The sequence below is a fragment of the Lysinibacillus phoenicis genome (genome assembly GCF_047238325.1).
In the GTDB taxonomy this organism is placed as follows: domain Bacteria; phylum Bacillota; class Bacilli; order Bacillales_A; family Planococcaceae; genus Lysinibacillus; species Lysinibacillus irui.
In genome coordinates, this window is the sequence record NZ_JBDFMP010000002.1 from 3,460,902 (window position 1) to 3,476,735 (window position 15,834).

Genomic DNA, 15,834 nt, shown 5'->3' on the forward strand with positions numbered 1-15,834 from the left:
TAACCAATTTATTTTTGGTGGGCAGGATTTTTTTTAATAAATAAAATACCAACAAAGAGAACACCACATAAAAATAAGGCGGCAGTTGTTACAAGAAGCTCATCAAAACCATTATGTAAAGCGATTCCTAAATAAGCCCAAATAAAAACACTCGGATACATGGTATCAAAGTGATGAAAGCGGATATGTAGTGCAATAGCTCCACCAAGTGTCAGTAAAATTACTGCCCAAAGAGGAGTGCTAAGACCAAAGCCGTTCCAACCATAAGCCGTTAACGTAAAGCTACTATTCGTAATCAAGATAAATGTCATCCATGCAAAATAAATGGAGAAAGGAATACGACCTGACAACGCTTTGTCGTGAAGAGAGTACGTATTATACAACATAAATAAGTACAAGACCAAAAGCAAGGTGATGCCAAGAGAAACAATAAATAACTCATGATGCCATACATATATCGTTAAGGCTTGCAAAATATTTATGCAACTAAAGAGAGCAGACTGTTTCATAGATGTCTTTTTAATGTTCACCAATAACCAATAGCCAATTAATAAATAAATGACAATCCATATTGCATGACTAATATCAACTGGTGCAAATACTACAGAAAACCGATTAGAAATTTCTAGAGAAGATTGACCGTTTATTTTCATGAAAAAGGATAAAAAGGTTAGGATGAATGAGACAAGATAAGAGATTGTCATCAAGATAAACCGAGGCATGATTTCCTCTCCCTTCGTGTTTAGATTGTATAGGGAAAAGACAAATAAGTATAGTACTGTCACTTTTTTTATTATAACGGAAATTTCCAACAATGTATCGTGTTGTTTTGCTAATAATCACTACAATTTACCATCTCAATAGGCATCTATATTTTTCTTTAGTACAATGGGATTATCTACATAAAAGGAGTGAAGTTTCATTGGCACAAAATTTGAAAAATCTAGACTTATCGATTGAACTAGATAAAAAAATGTATAAAAAGAAATTAAAAGTACTCCAATATGAAATGTTAAATGCCCAACAGTTTTTATTAAAAAACAAAATTGGTTTAATTTTGGTATTTGAAGGAATGGATGCCGCTGGTAAAGGTGGCGCTATTAAACGACTAATTGAACGTGTCGATCCACGAGGTTATGTTGTACACCCTATTTCAGCTCCACAGCCTCATGAATTGCGCTATAACTATTTACAAAGATTCTGGAGAAAGTTACCGCAGCATGGGCAAATCGCTATTTTTGATCGTTCTTGGTATGGTCGTGTATTAGTAGAACGTATCGAAGGATTCGCATCAAAGGATGAATGGTCTCGTGCGTATGAAGAAATCAATAACTTCGAGAAAATTTTAACTGCAGGAGATTACATAATCATTAAGTTTTGGCTTCATGTATCAGATGAAGAACAATTAAAACGCTTTAAAGAACGGGAACAAAACCCTTATAAATCTTGGAAGCTAACAGACGAAGATTGGCGAAATCGTGAAAAAACACCACAGTATATTGAAGCGGCAAATGAAATGTTTGAAAAGACTGATAAAAAGGATGCTCCATGGATCTTAGTTGCTGGTGATGATAAAAAGCACGCCCGTGTACAGGTGCTGCAGGAAACCATTGCACATATTGAACGAGAGGCTCTAAAACGTGGTCTCCATTTAACAAATGTATTAGATAATGGCCAACTAGAGGATGCTGATTCGTCCAGTTTAGAAATTGGGGACGAGAAGTAAGAACCAAATTAAAATAATGAATTGTGCTGCTATGAAATAGGACATGAGTTGTTTTAGTTGTAGCAGCATCTTTTCTTACATACAATGAAATAAACTAAATGTTCAACCTTTGAAATGTAGCGAATGAAAACCATTTTTTAAGCTATGTTAAATTCAAAGTAGTGATGTTACCAGAATGATGAATGTACTGATATTTATTGGAAGGCTAGTGTGGAGAAATGGTGCTTAAAATTTGGAATCTATTAAGAAAAAAGGGTGGGAATGTGGTAACGATAAAGGGAGAAAAATGCTACATCCGCACATTCCAAGAAAAAGATGCACGAAGTTTAACGGGTCTCGTAAGCCGAAATAAATACTTTTGGTCTATTTACGAGCCACTACAAAGACCAGAATATTATACAATTGACGCTCAATATAAAAAAATTCAAGAAAGTCTCTATTTGATGGAGTCAAAGCGAGAATATACTTTTGGTATTTTTGAGCATGGTACAAACAATCTAATAGGACATATTGCACTTTATGCTGTAAAACGCTTACCATACTCAAGTGCATTTGTTGGCTATGCGATGGATGAAATTTATGTAGGGAAGGGAATCGTCACAGAGGCCGTAAATATGGTGGTACGATTCGCGTTCGATCAAATAGACCTACATCGTGTAGAGGCATATGTTTCTACTCAAAATGCACCTTCTATGCGCGTATTAGAGAAAGCAGGGTTTCAACAGGAAGGTCTGTTAAGAAAGCTGTTGTATATAAATGGTCAATGGGTAGATCATTTTATATATGCACGTTTAGAGGATGAATAATTAGAGAGGTGCCTATCTTTCGTTATGGAGAAAGATAGGCACCTTATTAGTTGTAAATCAAAAGGTAATGACTATTGTTTATTACCATCTTCAATTAAATCTAGATGACCTGTATTTGGATCGATAATGAGGCCATGAACAGGTACATCTTTCACCATTAGCGGATGATTTCGAATTGTATCAACACTTTTTTTAACACTTGTCGCTACATCACCAAAACCACGTAAAAACTCTTTTAAGTCAAAACCGGAATATTCTAGCATATTAATTGTTTTTGGATCAATACCTCTTTTAATCATTTCACTTAACATTGCTTCGGGATCAACTGCACTCATACCACAGTCATAATGCCCAACGACATAAACTTCATCTGCTTGTAGGCCATAAACAGCAACCAATAAACTACGCATAACTGCGCCGAAAGGATGGCTAACTAAAGCGCCAGCACTTTTCACAATTTTAACATCGCCATTACGTAAATTCATTGCTTTCGGTAAAAGCTCTACAAGTCGAGTATCCATACAAGATAAAACAACAATACGTTTATCAGGATATTTTGTAGTGATGAATGGTTCATATTTTTTTTCTTCGACAAACACTTTGTTAAACTCTAAAATATCTTGTAACATTGTCATGAAAATTGCTCCCTTCCTTACAAAAAATATTTTAGAGCAAAATTTTAAATATGCAAACTATAAAGACTTTATTCAGATAATTTTTACAATAAAGGAGCAACTTCATACATTTTTAAAATGTAGGCTATAAAAAAACAGCTACCTTTATAGTAGCTGTTTTTTATACATTAGAATTTTTCGTTTGGCTTTGGATCTACAGTTACTGAAGACTTGCTATCTAAACCAACTTGTAGGTAGTGGATGAAGAATGCCATAGAAATTAATAAAACTACTGTAAAGCCAAGAACAGTTGTAATGAACATTATTAGAGCTCCTCTCTACTTAAATGATCTATTAATTACCCTAAAACAATTATACAATAGGTTCCTAGTAAAATCTAAGGATAATTTATGACAACCTTAACATAGTTAGCCTAGAATACTAGTAGTAGGAATGGATTATTTAGAATGCCCAATTTCCATCTCTGAATATAGGTTCTTTTTGACCATCGTTAGTAATTCCGTCTATATTCATTTTGTTCGAACCAATCATAAAATCAACATGAGTCAAGCTTTGGTTAAGTCCATGTGCACTTAATTCCTCAGTAGTCATTTCTTTACCACCCTCTATACAAAATGCATAAGCACTTCCGATGGCTAAATGATTGGAGGCATTTTCATCGAATAATGTATTGTAAAATAACAAATTAGATTGTGAAATAGGTGATGCATGTGGTACTAATGCTATTTCACCAAGGTAATGAGCTCCCTCATCCGTTTCAACTAGAGCAGCTAAAATGTCTTGCCCTTGCTCAGCCTTGATGTCAATGATACGACCATCTTTAAATGTTAATGTAAAATGATCGATAATATTGCCGCCGTAGCTTAATGGCTTAGTGCTTGTTACATAGCCATTAACACCTGTTTTTAACGGTGCAGTAAAAATTTCTTCTGTAGGCATATTGGCCATAAATGCCTGGCCTTGTATGTTGATACTACTCCCACCTGTCCATATGTGATGTGCAGGTAGCTCAATCATGAGGTCAGTGCCTGGAGCAGTATAGTGAAGTGACTTATATTGCTTTGAGTTTAAATAGTCGGCTTTGCTATGTAATTCCTGATCATGAGCATGCCAAGCTTCAACAGACTGTTCAACGTCAATACGTGTCGCTGCAAAGATCGCTTCCCATAAGGCATCGATTTGTTGCTCTTCTGGTAAATTAGGGAAAACCTTTGCTGCCCAAGCCTTAGAAGGTGCAGCAATCACTGACCAGCTAAATTTATCTGCTTGTAGCCATTGATAATAGTTAGCCAATGCTTGACCAGATGCTTTTTGAAAGGCCATGATTCTGTCTCGTTCTATACCTTTTAATAAATCTGGGTTTTGTGAACTAATGCTTAAGAATGCAGCTCCATGATCCGCCAACCATTCACGCTCTTGTACTTTCCAAGGAGGGAAGAAATCAAATGAGTCTTTTGGTGCTCCTTCATAGCGAGCGCGTACAAGTTCGTCATCTGATAAATCGACGAATACTTGCTTTGCACCATTTTTATAAGCAATTTTAGTAATTATTTGTGCTAATTTTAAGTTATCGGTCGAACAGCTTATATAAAGATATTGATCTTTTTGGATATTTACTCCTACTTTTACCGCCAATTCAGCATATTTTATTAATTTTGTGTCGAATGATAATAACAAATTCATATCCCCTTTCGAAATAAGACAGTTTAGTGTAATATTCTTAATTCAATATAATCAAAAATGGTCGAAATGTGAATAAAAAGCATTAATTTCATCGAAAAATAAGTGAAATACATTTATACTACATTTATATATTTAAATTATGGAAAAACAGCCGAAATTAACATTATTAGTAGATTTGGAGGTTCTAGGATGGATAAGTCATCAGTTATAGGGTTGATAATTGCGTTAATAGCGCTGTTAGTAGGGATGGTCATGAAGGGTGTAAGTTTATCTGCATTTTATAACCCAGCAGCCATTCTAATTATCATTTTTGGTACTATTTCCGCAGTAACAATTGCCTTTCCTATGAAGGAGTTAAAGCGTGTACCAAAGCTATTTAAAATTCTTTTTAAAGAAACTAAATTAGCAGATGATATAGAAATTATTAAAATGTTTTCACAATGGGCTGATTTAGCTCGTCGTGAAGGATTATTAGCGCTAGAAAGTAAAGCTTCGGAAATTGAAGACCCATTTTTAAAAAATGGTCTTACATTAGCAATTGATGGTCAAAATGCTGATTACATTCGTGACGTACTAACGGAAGAAGTAGAGGCAATGGAAGAGCGTCATGCTAGTGGTTCTGCTATCTTTACGCAAGCAGGTACATATGCACCTACTCTAGGGGTTCTTGGTGCAGTAGTAGGGTTAATTGCCGCATTGGCAGATATGAACGATATTGAAAAACTTGGACATGCTATTTCGGCAGCCTTCATGGCTACATTACTCGGTATCTTTACTGGTTATGTGTTATGGCACCCATTTGCAAACAAATTAAAGCGTAAGTCTGCTTTAGAAGTAAAACAAAAGAGAATGATGATTGAGGGTATCCTTTCAGTATTAGAAGGGGAGGCTCCACGTGTTATTGAACAGAAATTATCATCATACTTAACGATGGAAGAACGTCGTCAAATTTCTGGTGAAAGCGGGGCGGGTGGCCTTGGCAAAGAAAGCTAAGAAAAAAAAGCATGATGAGCATATTGATGAATCTTGGTTAGTACCATATGCAGATATCTTAACGCTGCTCTTAGCGGTGTTTATTATTTTATTTGCTTCAAGTTCAGTCGACCAAGAAAAGTTAGATAGAATGTCAGCAGTATTTAATCAAGTATTTGAAGGTGGAACAAGCTTTTTAGAGCAACCAGCACCAGTACCAACTCCAAATGCGGACAGCGACCAAACACCACAGCAAAATTCAGCCTATTTAAAAGATCAGCAAGAGCTAGCAGCTATTAAAGATAGTGTGGATAACTTTATTGCCGTCAATGAAATGGAAGAACAATTTGCAACAGAGATGACGGATGAAGGGTTACTTGTGACAATTCGAGATAGTATTTTATTTGATCCTGGTCAAGCAACGATTAAACCAGAATATATTCCAATTGCCAAAGAGCTTGCAGATGTACTAGTGTCTAATCCGCCACGTAACATTGTCATTACGGGTCATACGGATAATGTGCCAGCTGGACCTAATTTCTCATCAAATTTAGAGTTGTCCTTAATGCGTGCATCCAATTTTTACATGGTATTATTGGATAGTAATTCACAATTAAAATCGGAGAACTTTAGTGCGAAGGGTTATGGTGAAAACCGAGCTATTGCACCGAATGATACAGCAGAGGGTCGTGCACAGAATCGTCGTGTTGAGGTGCTCATCCAGCCATTAGTGACTGAGGATGGTTCGGAAGCTAAAAATACACAATAAAAAAAGGCTATTAGCAACAGACAAAATGTCTCTTGCTAATGGCCTTTTTATTGACTTATTTACGTAAAGATCCTAATTCAGCGACAATTGCTTGCATTTCACTTGGGCTAAATGTTTCTCTTTTCATAACCATTTCATATAAATACACTAAATCTTCATAATTTGCTTCATCGAAGTGTTCCGATTTCATCGCATCGACATTCACCATGCGAAGCTTGTCTTTCATTTGATCAACCATATAAACAACGTTTTCTTTAGATGGAACTGATAAATCCATTTTTTACCCTACCTTTCGTTCTCCTCGCACATATCATTTCATTGAATAAAAAAAATGTCAACTCCGTATTTGGGCATTGCTTTAAAAATAGACTGTTATTGGGTAGAATAAGGGCAGTAGACTGTTTATTTATGAAATAATAGGGAATATGCAATTACACAAGCAGGGGGTTTTAATATGGGTCAAAGTAAATTATTAGCATCTATCGTGGCAGGAGCAGCAGTTGGTGCTGCATTAAGTATGCTAGATCGTACAACTCGGGAAAAAACAATTGCCACAACTAAAAAAATGAAGGAAGCCATTTCTTATTATGCAACCAATCGAGAAGAATTACAGGATTTAGTTGAGGAAAAAGTATTAGCTGCGAAGGTACTTTGTGAAAGTGTGTCAGAAAATGTCAACACAATTGCAGAAAAGGTTGATGAATTTAAAGATTTACCTTCTACAATACAGGGAATGATTGAAGACACCAAATCAGCCTTTACTGTACCTCATAAGGAATAAAGGTAGTTTTAGGAGGAATTGTATGGAGAAGAAAAAAGCAACTATGCATAATGCTTTTGGAGTTGTGAAATCGTTCGTCTCTCCTGAAGAGGAAGTGAGTGTGATGACATCCAAAGGCTTTGTCCAAGATTTAATAGGTCGGCTAAAGCGAGTTGAAATATCTGCGCTTGCTGCACAATTGGCTTATTTCTTTTTATTATCGTTCTTCCCCTTACTTATTTTCTTAGTGACGTTATTACCTTATTTAAACTTAAAAACGACACAGGTTTATTCATTTTTAGTGAATGTATTACCAGATGAAGTGTATAAACTGATTGAAAATACGCTGAATGAGATTTTAACAAATAGAAATAGTAGCTTATTGTCGATCGGGGTACTAGGTACAATTTGGTCTGCATCTAAAGGCATTAATGCGCTGATTCGTGCATTAAATAAAGCTTATGATACAGAGGGTAGAGTAGGTATACTAGATAGAGGCTTGTCATTAGTTTTTACAGTCGCTCTCGTTTTTGTTATTGCGATTGCTCTCTTATTGCCTGTATTTGGTCAGCAAATTGGCCATTTCCTATTCTCAATCATTGGAATAGAGGAGCAGTTTGAATCCATTTGGCATAGATTAAGATGGTCCATTCCACCAATACTTATTTTTATCGTTTTAATGGGGATCTACTGGATTGTACCTAATACAAGTCCTCGCTTGAAAATAATGGGCGTTTGGCCAGGAGCGATGTTTGCTACATTCGCTTGGTTAGCAGTCACATATGGTTTCTCTTTTTATATTAATAATTTTGCTAATTATTCTGCTACATATGGTAGTATTGGTGGCGTCATTATTTTAATGCTCTGGCTATATTTTACGGGGATTATCCTTATCTTTGGTGGGATATTAAATGCTACAATGCAGAAAAGGGCACTTCAAAAGGAAATGCTAAAATAAGAAAAAACAGCCTCGCTTCTTGGTACAAGATGAGCGGGGCTGTTTTATGTTAGCCTAGACATTTTTATTAAGCATGCGTAAACCGTTTAATATTACTAGAATTGTACTACCCTCATGGCCAATTACACCTAAAGGTAAGTCGACTACTTGTAAGAAGTTTGAGGCGATTAATAGGACAATAACTCCAATTGAAAAGAATATATTTTGTTTTATTATTCGCTGCATTTTTCGTGATAGGCGAACAGCATAAGCGATTTTAGATAAGTCATTTTTCATTAGCACGACATCTGCTGTTTCTAGTGCAACGTCTGTGCCTTCACCCATAGCAATCCCTGTAGTTGCAGTAGCAAGCGCAGGAGCATCATTAATACCATCGCCGACCATACCAACAAATTGATGTTGGGTAAGTAATCGTTTCATTTCAGTTACCTTTGTTTCAGGCAGACATTCTGCAACATATTCCGTAACGCCAGCTTCTTGAGCAATCACTTTAGCCGTTTTTTCATTGTCGCCTGTTAGCATTACCACTTGGATACCAAGCTCTTTTAATAAATTGACAGCTTTCTTAGCTTCGGAGCGTACAGTATCTTTTAATGCTGCTAATGCAACAATTCCATGTTCATCGCGAATGAAAATAACTGTTTTTCCTTCTGCTGCCAGCTTAGTCACTGCGCCGTTTGCAAAATCATTGGCAAGTTGCGCATCCACAAACTCTGGTTTTCCTACTTGATATTCCTTGTTTTGAATTGTTCCTTTCATACCCCAGCCTGGAATATCCTCTATTGTTGCTTGAGGCAAGGCAGTAATGCCTTGAGCCTTAGCATACGAGGTAATGGCTTGGGCAAGTGGATGATTGGATTGAGATTCAATCCCTGCAAGAATGGCTAAAGCCTTAGCATGATCTTCACCATCTCGGACAATGAAATCTGTAACTTCGGGTTTACCTTGTGTTAAAGTACCTGTTTTATCAACTGCTAATGCACGTAAAACACTGAGATGTTCTAAATGTAAACCACCTTTAAATAGGACACCATTTTTTGCACCATTAGAGATTGCTGCTAATGTAGCAGGCATGATGGATGCAACAAGTGCACATGGCGAGGCAACTACCAATAACACCATTGCTCGGTAAAATGTTGTTGTCCAGTCCCAGCCAAGTAAAAAGTGGGGAAGGAACATCATTATGGCAACAGCTAATAATACAAATTTTACATAAGTCCCTTCAAATTTCTCAATAAATTGCTGAGAGGGTGATTTTTCACTTTGTGCACTTTGAACAAGTTGTATAATTTTTTGGAATAGTGTTTCTGAATTAGCTTTTGTCATTTCCATCGTAATAGCACCATTTAAGTTAACTGTGCCTGCAAATACTTCATCACCTTCGTTTTTTAAAACAGGTAATGGCTCACCGCTAATCGCAGATTCATCAATGGAAGACTGCCCTTTGAAAATAACCCCATCTGCTGGAATGCGTTCTCCAGGTTTAATAAGTAAATGATCACCGATTTGTAACGTTGAGACTGACACCTTCATTGGCTCAAAACCGCCTCGCACTAACCAAGCTTCTTCTGGCTGTAAGTTCATAAGGGCTGATATTTCACGGTGACTTTTATTCATGGCATATGTTTCAAGAGCACCACTTACAGCAAAGATAAAAATAAGAATAGCTCCCTCTGTCCAATAGCCTATTGCTGCCGAACCAATGGCGGCTAATACCATTAGTAGTTCCACATTAAGTTTCCGATCTTCAATCGTTTCTTCAATACCTTCTTTGGCCTTTGCAAAACCACCTACACAAAACGCTATTAAATACAGTAGAACTGATGCAGTTGTTTGTCCGTTTGTATCTAAACGCCAAGCAAGTAAAATAAAAATGCCGGCCATAAGAGCAGCGATTAATTCAGCATGCTCCTTAACTTTCTCAATTAAATTTATATTTTCTCGATTAGAGTATTCCATTCATATCCCTCCTGATAATGAAAATCAATATCAAAACCTCTATAAATAAGTGTTTATTCAGTGGTTTTAATTGAAAATAGATTTCAATCACCATCTATTTTATTTAGAATTATTATAACAAAGGAATTTATAAAAATAAAGTAGGAAGTTTGAAGGAGTTTTATGTTGTTCATAAGGCGGTTAGGGGAGTCTGTTTCGAATAAAGAATAAGGCACAGTCTATTCACTAGGAATATTCTGTGCCTTACTAAATTGTGCAGTAAAATAGATCACTGCAACCTTTTATTTAATTAGAAGACTCTTTCAGCATGCAAAGCTAGTTTTTCTAATGATGATTTATCAACATCTGCATGTAATGAGTTACCGTGTGAGTCCATTGTTACAACTGCTGTAAAGTTTTCAACATTTAAGTGCCACATTGCTTCAGGAATACCAAACTCCATTAAATCAACACCGTCAACACCTTTAATGCAGTCTGCGTAGTATTGAGCTGCTCCACCGATAGCGTTCAAGTAAACACCACCATGTTCATTAAGAGCTTTTAATGTTTTTGGTCCCATACCACCTTTACCGATTACAGCACGGATACCAAATTTTTTCATGATATCACCTTGGTATGGTTCCTCACGAATAGATGTCGTTGGACCAGCAGCTTTTACTGTCCAATTACCTTCTTCGTCTTTTGCCATAACAGGTCCACAGTGATAAATAACTTGTCCGTTTAGGTCAACTGGTGCATCGTGGCTCATTAAATGGTGGTGGATAGCGTCACGACCAGTATACATACGACCAGAAATAGAAACGACATCACCAACTTTTAGTGAGCGAATTTGTTCTTCAGTAATTGGTGCAGTAAGCTCTACTACATTTGTTGTTGTATCTTCTGTTGTAGCAGCCACTTCATCTTCTTTGAAGGTAACTTTTTCGCCTTCTTGATAGTGCCATTTAATAATTTCGCCAGTTTGAGGATCAATGTCTACAGCCATGCGGCGGTATGCCCAGCAATTATATGCTACAGATACATAGAAAGAAGCAGGGATACGGTGCATTACGCCGATTTTACATCCTAATAATGTTGCCTCACCACCGAAGCCCATTGTACCGATACCGAATGTATTAGCTGTTTTAACTACATACTCTTCTAATTTTGCAAGATCTGGATTTGGATTTGTATCTTCTACATGACGGAATAATTGTTCTTTTGCTAAATCATAGCCTGAAGAACGATCTCCACCAATACCAACACCAATGAAACCAGCTGAACAGCCTTGCCCTTGAGCTTGGTATACTGAGTGTATAATACATTTACGAATACCGTCTAAGTCACGACCCGCACGACCAAGACCTTCTAGTTCACATGGTAGACTGTATTGTATGTTTTTATTTTCACAGCCGCCACCTTTTAAAATTAACTTAATTGTAATGTAGTCTTTTTCCCATTGTTCAAATTTCATAACTGGTAAACCATCACCAAGGTTATTACCACTGTTTGCACCAGTTAAGGAATCCACTGCGTTTGGACGTAATTTTGCATCTGCTGTCGTATCATTGATTGCTTTTTTGATTGCAGCTTTAATTTCTAATTGATTTACGCCAACAGGTGTATAAATTTTGAAAGTTGGAAGTCCTGTATCCTGACAAATTGGTGACACGTTATCTTCTGCCATAATAATATTAGTAGAGATTGTGTCTAAGCTCATTGCTGCACGAGTGCCAGCATTCTCAGCCTCTTTTGCTTTTTTAATAGCACGACGAACATCCTTAGGTAAATTCGTAGATGTTTCAGTAATTAAATCGTAAAGACTTTTCTCCAAAGTTTGTAGATTCATTGGTATTGCCCCCCATAGAAAAATTGATTATTTCCACGTTACATTATACTCTTTTCAACTAATGAAAAAAAGAGTCCTTATCTGAGAGTGTTAAATAAGAGCATATTTTAATAGTATTTTAGTTGAGAGTTGATTTTACAGAACGTTTGTTCTAATATGAAGGAGAATCCACAATTAAGGAGGAACTAGTATGTGTGCTAAAACGTTACTTGAGTTACCCGAGAAAATTGAACAATATAGACCGTTAATAGAGGAAACTATGAAACCTGTTGTATTAGTTGATACGGAAATCAGTACAACAACTTTGTTTCAAAGTAAGTTTGCAGGGGATCCTTATTTTCCATTGTCGATGGAGTACCCCAAAAACATCAATGGACAACCATTGAAACTATTAGCTCAAATTAATTTTGCAGAGGTACCTAACCATTTACCAAATTTCCCCGAGGAAGGAATATTGCAGTTTTATATTGATGGGTATGATGACGTTTTAGGAATGGATTTCGATAATGGACAACATCAAGAAGGTTTTCGGGTTATTTTCCATGAAACAATCACGTATGATGAATCGCAACTTGTCCAGGATTTTTCATTTGTCAATATTGAGGGTGAGGAAATGTATTTTCCTGTAGAGCGTGAAATGGCATTATCCTTTGAAAAAGGTTTGGAACCATTGTCGATTGATGATTTTAGAAGTAATGACAAGTATGGCAGCATCTTAACTTCTATAGAGGAGGATGAAATGTTAGAGGATGCATTCTATGATGCTTTAACGGGGGATGGTCATAAAATAGGTGGTTATCCGTTCTTTACACAAGAAGATCCAAGAGCATACGGAGATTATACTGACTCTACAATCTTGCTGTTACAAGTAGATAGTGTGGGGGATGATATTCTTTGGGGTGATTGTGGTGTTGGTAACTTCTTCATTACAGAGGAAGAATTAAAGAATAAAGATTTTAGCAAAGTATTATATAACTGGGACTGTCATTAAAAACAAGCGAAAATTAAAGCTTTACTAAAGTAAAAAGACTATAGGCAAATTTTTAAATGTTGAAGTTTGCCAATAGTCTTTAGGCGAGTATAAATAGTGCTTGTCTATTTACGATTCATTATTGTTCACGAGCATTAAATTGCTCCATTTTATCTTCTAAATCATCCATCATTTGAATTAAACGATCAATATCTTCTAATTCAGCTGTTTCAGGATCAAGGGCATCTAATACTTCTAAAAACATTTCAAGACGCTCTTTTAAATAAGTTACTTGCTGCTTTTTATCAGTGATTGGATTTGACATTCGTACACCTCATTTCATCCCCTTCATCGTAGCTGATTTTAGCTGAAATTTCAATGTTTAGGTAAACACCTAGGACTTAGCGATTAATTTTAAAAATGAATAGACAGAATATTTACAATATTGTTGATGTATGTTAAAGTTGTTTTAAGATAAAGTAAAGGAGCTGATTGAAAAAATAATTGCGACACTAACTCGAAAAGGAGGGAGTTTAAACAAGTACTCGGTAATAATCAAAAGCCGAAATTCGTGTTTATACAATTAAATGAGGATAAGTATTAGTTAGGCCTTAGCGTAAAATCACATGTGGTGAGCGCTAAGGCTTTTTGGTATGCTGTTCTTTGGAAGAATGACTTGATATTGGAGGGAAAAATGACGTACTTCTCAGATTACAGCAAAAAAAGATTTACCATTTTAGTTTTAATTGTATCCATATCAGGCTTTTCACAAGGGATGCTACTACCGCTTATTTCGATCATATTTGAACGTGATGGGGTATCCTCTGCATTGAATGGCTTGAATGCAACAGGCTTATACATAGGAACATTATTAATTTCACCTTTTATTGAGCAGCCTTTACGGAAATGGGGTTACAAACCGATTATATTAGTTGGTGGAGCACTTGTTTTTGCGTCTTTACTTGCATTTCCCTTATGGAAGAGTGTGACCTTTTGGTTTGTACTTCGTTTACTAATCGGTGTAGGAGATCATGCTTTACACTATGCGACACAAACATGGATTACAAGTACAGCAGATCCTAAAAGTTTGGGGAAAGGCATGGCCATCTATGGTTTATCATTTAGTATAGGCTTTGCAGTTGGGCCACTCTTAGTCAAGCTGATAGAAATTACAGAAGCTTTACCGTTTATCGTCTCATCCATCATGTGCCTATTCGCATGGTCCTTTGTATTTTTCTTACAAAATGAAAAACCAGAGCGACTAACTGGTGACTTAAAAGCAAGAGGATGGCAACGTTATAAAATGGCCATTGTATTTGGTTGGATTGCCTTTTTAGGACCTTTCGTTTATGGGTTTCTGGAGTCTTCACTAAATGCGTTGTTTCCAGTTTATGCTTTACGCAAAGGCTTTGAAGTCGGTATGATTCCTATTATTTTATCTGTCTTTACATTTGGTGGTATTTTGACTCAAGTTCCACTAGGTGCACTAGGCGATAAAATCGGGAGAAGGAACATCTTGCTGATAGGGTCATTTGGGGGTGCTATCATTTTCGGAATTGCAAGCTTTTTAGAGCATTCCCAAATGGCTGTGGCTGTAGCGTTTTTCTTAACGGGTACGTTAGTTGGCTCGATGTTTTCTTTAGGAATTACATTTATGGCGGATTTAACACCAAAGGAGCTTTTACCTACAGGAAATTTACTGTGCGGTATTGCTCTAAGCATTGGTAGCTTAACAGGACCTTTTTTAGGTGGGGTTTATTTAGAATATGTAAAAAATTATAGCTTCCTTTTACTTGTGGCAATGCTATTGCTTGCAGTTGCAATCGTTTTACTTATTTTTGGACGTCAGAAGCATAAACAACCATCGATGGCAAAATAAAAAGAGCGGGGCTCATCTTCCCGCTCAAAACAAAAAAACGCCCAGCAAATCCGTGCTGTTATGGCGTTTTTTGCGTAACAAGGATGTTCCGTCCAAGTTACATAGGTTTGGCACCTAGAAAGATATTATACAGACATGTTCTTTTGAAATCAATAAAAAATTAAAGGTATATTTTGGACATTGTTAATATTACCATTTATAATAAAAAAATACACTTGTTTAGACAGGGAGATTTTATCATGACTGAAATGAAAAAATTATCTATTCATCGTGCGTTAACAGAATTAAAAATGTTGAATATAAGAATTGAAGCAGCAACAAATGAGGTTAGCTCGGTATTAGCTAATCGAAAAAGTAATAGTAAGATTAATGGTATAGAAATTGGTGAGTATGAAAAACAAATGCAAGCTTCGTATGATAAGGTGATTGGCTTAATTCACTATCGAAATAAAATAAAAGCACTCGTTGTTCAATCTAATGCCCAAACTAAGGTTAAAGTTGGCAAGGAAGAAATGACAGTTGCAGAGGCAATTGAACGAAAGCAATCTATTCAATTTGAAAAGAATTTGCTCGAAGTTATGCAGCATCAATACCGTTCAGCAATTCATACAGTTGCCAAAGAAAATGATGCATTACCAGCCAAGTTGGAAACTTATTTAATTAACATATTAGGCAATAAAGACAAACAATCTCCAGAGGAAGTCAAACTACATACTGAAACATTTATGAAAAGAAATGAGTATGAATTAATCGATCCACTAAACGTCAAAAAACAAATAGAAACATTGAGTAATCGAATTGAAGAATTTGAATCTGAGGTTGATGCTGTTCTATCAGAGTCGAATGCCACAACATTTATTGAAGTACAAGCTTAACGAGATTTGCATGA

Annotated in this window: 17 protein-coding genes; 9 read left to right on the forward strand and 8 right to left on the reverse strand. The window is 36.2% G+C overall.

Translation table 11 applies throughout. The features are described 5' to 3' along the window. Positions 1–8: 8 nt before the first annotated feature. Positions 9–722 (reverse strand): hypothetical protein, encoded by a 714-nt coding sequence (locus ABC382_RS18700; protein ID WP_274794531.1) that lies wholly within the window; start codon positions 720–722, stop codon positions 9–11. 200 nt (positions 723–922) lie between these two features. Between ABC382_RS18700 and ABC382_RS18705 the strand changes: the two genes are divergently transcribed. Beyond that, the gene (locus ABC382_RS18705; RefSeq protein ID WP_274794530.1) at positions 923–1,726 is read left to right on the forward strand and encodes a polyphosphate kinase 2 family protein; all 804 of its coding nucleotides are present in this window, start codon (positions 923–925) and stop codon (positions 1,724–1,726) included. A gap of 218 nt (positions 1,727–1,944) precedes the next feature. Then, the gene (locus ABC382_RS18710) at positions 1,945–2,532 is read left to right on the forward strand and encodes a GNAT family N-acetyltransferase (protein WP_412927009.1); all 588 of its coding nucleotides are present in this window, start codon (positions 1,945–1,947) and stop codon (positions 2,530–2,532) included. 71 nt (positions 2,533–2,603) lie between these two features. On the opposite strand, the gene ABC382_RS18715 is transcribed toward ABC382_RS18710, so the two are convergent. From ABC382_RS18715 to ABC382_RS18725, 3 genes are all read right to left on the reverse strand, one after another. Beyond that, entirely contained in the window at positions 2,604–3,167 is a 564-nt protein-coding gene (locus tag ABC382_RS18715; RefSeq protein ID WP_274794527.1) for a beta-class carbonic anhydrase, read from the reverse strand. 167 nt (positions 3,168–3,334) lie between these two features. Then, positions 3,335–3,469: a hypothetical protein gene (locus ABC382_RS18720; RefSeq protein WP_274794526.1), complete on the reverse strand. Its 135-nt coding sequence runs from the start codon at positions 3,467–3,469 to the stop codon at positions 3,335–3,337. A gap of 139 nt (positions 3,470–3,608) precedes the next feature. After that, on the reverse strand, positions 3,609–4,850 hold the full coding sequence (locus ABC382_RS18725) for an aminopeptidase (protein WP_274794525.1): 1,242 nt from the start codon (positions 4,848–4,850) through the stop codon (positions 3,609–3,611). A gap of 189 nt (positions 4,851–5,039) precedes the next feature. Here ABC382_RS18725 and motA point away from each other — a divergent pair, with 189 nt between their 5' ends. Then, a complete protein-coding gene (gene motA / locus ABC382_RS18730; protein ID WP_274794524.1) occupies positions 5,040–5,843 on the forward strand; it encodes a flagellar motor stator protein MotA in 804 nt (267 codons plus the stop codon). Beyond that, entirely contained in the window at positions 5,827–6,591 is a 765-nt protein-coding gene (motB, locus tag ABC382_RS18735; RefSeq protein WP_274794523.1) for a flagellar motor protein MotB, read from the forward strand. Before motA ends, motB begins: the two co-directional genes overlap by 17 nt. Before the next feature lie 55 nt (positions 6,592–6,646). On the opposite strand, the gene ABC382_RS18740 is transcribed toward motB, so the two are convergent. After that, positions 6,647–6,868 (reverse strand): DUF1128 domain-containing protein, encoded by a 222-nt coding sequence (locus ABC382_RS18740; protein ID WP_036123318.1) that lies wholly within the window; start codon positions 6,866–6,868, stop codon positions 6,647–6,649. 177 nt (positions 6,869–7,045) lie between these two features. Here ABC382_RS18740 and ABC382_RS18745 point away from each other — a divergent pair, with 177 nt between their 5' ends. Both ABC382_RS18745 and ABC382_RS18750 read left to right on the forward strand, forming a co-directional pair. After that, positions 7,046–7,372 carry a YtxH domain-containing protein gene (locus ABC382_RS18745; RefSeq protein WP_274794522.1) on the forward strand — a complete coding sequence of 109 codons (327 nt, stop codon included), beginning with the start codon at positions 7,046–7,048 and terminating at the stop codon, positions 7,370–7,372. A 22-nt stretch (positions 7,373–7,394) separates the two neighbouring features. Further along, positions 7,395–8,309 (forward strand): YihY/virulence factor BrkB family protein, encoded by a 915-nt coding sequence (locus tag ABC382_RS18750; protein ID WP_274794521.1) that lies wholly within the window; start codon positions 7,395–7,397, stop codon positions 8,307–8,309. Positions 8,310–8,363: 54 nt separating this feature from the next. Here ABC382_RS18750 and ABC382_RS18755 read toward each other — a convergent pair whose 3' ends face one another. Both ABC382_RS18755 and ABC382_RS18760 read right to left on the reverse strand, forming a co-directional pair. Continuing rightward, entirely contained in the window at positions 8,364–10,268 is a 1,905-nt protein-coding gene (locus tag ABC382_RS18755; RefSeq protein WP_412927010.1) for a heavy metal translocating P-type ATPase, read from the reverse strand. A gap of 289 nt (positions 10,269–10,557) precedes the next feature. Beyond that, positions 10,558–12,096: a fumarate hydratase gene (locus ABC382_RS18760; RefSeq protein ID WP_412927011.1), complete on the reverse strand. Its 1,539-nt coding sequence runs from the start codon at positions 12,094–12,096 to the stop codon at positions 10,558–10,560. A 190-nt stretch (positions 12,097–12,286) separates the two neighbouring features. Here ABC382_RS18760 and ABC382_RS18765 point away from each other — a divergent pair, with 190 nt between their 5' ends. After that, positions 12,287–13,087 (forward strand): YwqG family protein, encoded by an 801-nt coding sequence (locus ABC382_RS18765; protein ID WP_274794518.1) that lies wholly within the window; start codon positions 12,287–12,289, stop codon positions 13,085–13,087. A 118-nt stretch (positions 13,088–13,205) separates the two neighbouring features. Here ABC382_RS18765 and ABC382_RS18770 read toward each other — a convergent pair whose 3' ends face one another. Further along, on the reverse strand, positions 13,206–13,391 hold the full coding sequence (locus tag ABC382_RS18770; protein ID WP_274794517.1) for an SE1561 family protein: 186 nt from the start codon (positions 13,389–13,391) through the stop codon (positions 13,206–13,208). 369 nt (positions 13,392–13,760) lie between these two features. Between ABC382_RS18770 and ABC382_RS18775 the strand changes: the two genes are divergently transcribed. Continuing rightward, on the forward strand, positions 13,761–14,945 hold the full coding sequence (locus tag ABC382_RS18775) for an MFS transporter (RefSeq protein WP_274794516.1): 1,185 nt from the start codon (positions 13,761–13,763) through the stop codon (positions 14,943–14,945). A 239-nt stretch (positions 14,946–15,184) separates the two neighbouring features. Beyond that, positions 15,185–15,820: a hypothetical protein gene (locus ABC382_RS18780; protein WP_274794515.1), complete on the forward strand. Its 636-nt coding sequence runs from the start codon at positions 15,185–15,187 to the stop codon at positions 15,818–15,820. Positions 15,821–15,834: the final 14 nt, after the last annotated feature.

Bases quoted from the DNA above. Each gene is read 5' to 3' on its own strand.
- ABC382_RS18700 (WP_274794531.1), bottom strand. From the start codon at position 722: ATGCCTCGGTTTATCTTGATGACAATCTCTTATCTTGTCTCATTCATC.
- ABC382_RS18710 (WP_412927009.1), top strand. From the start codon at position 1,945: ATGGTGCTTAAAATTTGGAATCTATTAAGAAAAAAGGGTGGGAATGTG.
- ABC382_RS18715 (WP_274794527.1), bottom strand. From the start codon at position 3,167: ATGACAATGTTACAAGATATTTTAGAGTTTAACAAAGTGTTTGTCGAA.
- ABC382_RS18720 (WP_274794526.1), bottom strand. From the start codon at position 3,469: ATGTTCATTACAACTGTTCTTGGCTTTACAGTAGTTTTATTAATTTCT.
- ABC382_RS18725 (WP_274794525.1), bottom strand. From the start codon at position 4,850: ATGAATTTGTTATTATCATTCGACACAAAATTAATAAAATATGCTGAA.
- motA (WP_274794524.1), top strand. From the start codon at position 5,040: ATGGATAAGTCATCAGTTATAGGGTTGATAATTGCGTTAATAGCGCTG.
- ABC382_RS18740 (WP_036123318.1), bottom strand. From the start codon at position 6,868: ATGGATTTATCAGTTCCATCTAAAGAAAACGTTGTTTATATGGTTGAT.
- ABC382_RS18745 (WP_274794522.1), top strand. From the start codon at position 7,046: ATGGGTCAAAGTAAATTATTAGCATCTATCGTGGCAGGAGCAGCAGTT.
- ABC382_RS18750 (WP_274794521.1), top strand. From the start codon at position 7,395: ATGGAGAAGAAAAAAGCAACTATGCATAATGCTTTTGGAGTTGTGAAA.
- ABC382_RS18755 (WP_412927010.1), bottom strand. From the start codon at position 10,268: ATGGAATACTCTAATCGAGAAAATATAAATTTAATTGAGAAAGTTAAG.
- ABC382_RS18760 (WP_412927011.1), bottom strand. From the start codon at position 12,096: ATGAATCTACAAACTTTGGAGAAAAGTCTTTACGATTTAATTACTGAA.
- ABC382_RS18765 (WP_274794518.1), top strand. From the start codon at position 12,287: ATGTGTGCTAAAACGTTACTTGAGTTACCCGAGAAAATTGAACAATAT.
- ABC382_RS18770 (WP_274794517.1), bottom strand. From the start codon at position 13,391: ATGTCAAATCCAATCACTGATAAAAAGCAGCAAGTAACTTATTTAAAA.
- ABC382_RS18775 (WP_274794516.1), top strand. From the start codon at position 13,761: ATGACGTACTTCTCAGATTACAGCAAAAAAAGATTTACCATTTTAGTT.
- ABC382_RS18780 (WP_274794515.1), top strand. From the start codon at position 15,185: ATGACTGAAATGAAAAAATTATCTATTCATCGTGCGTTAACAGAATTA.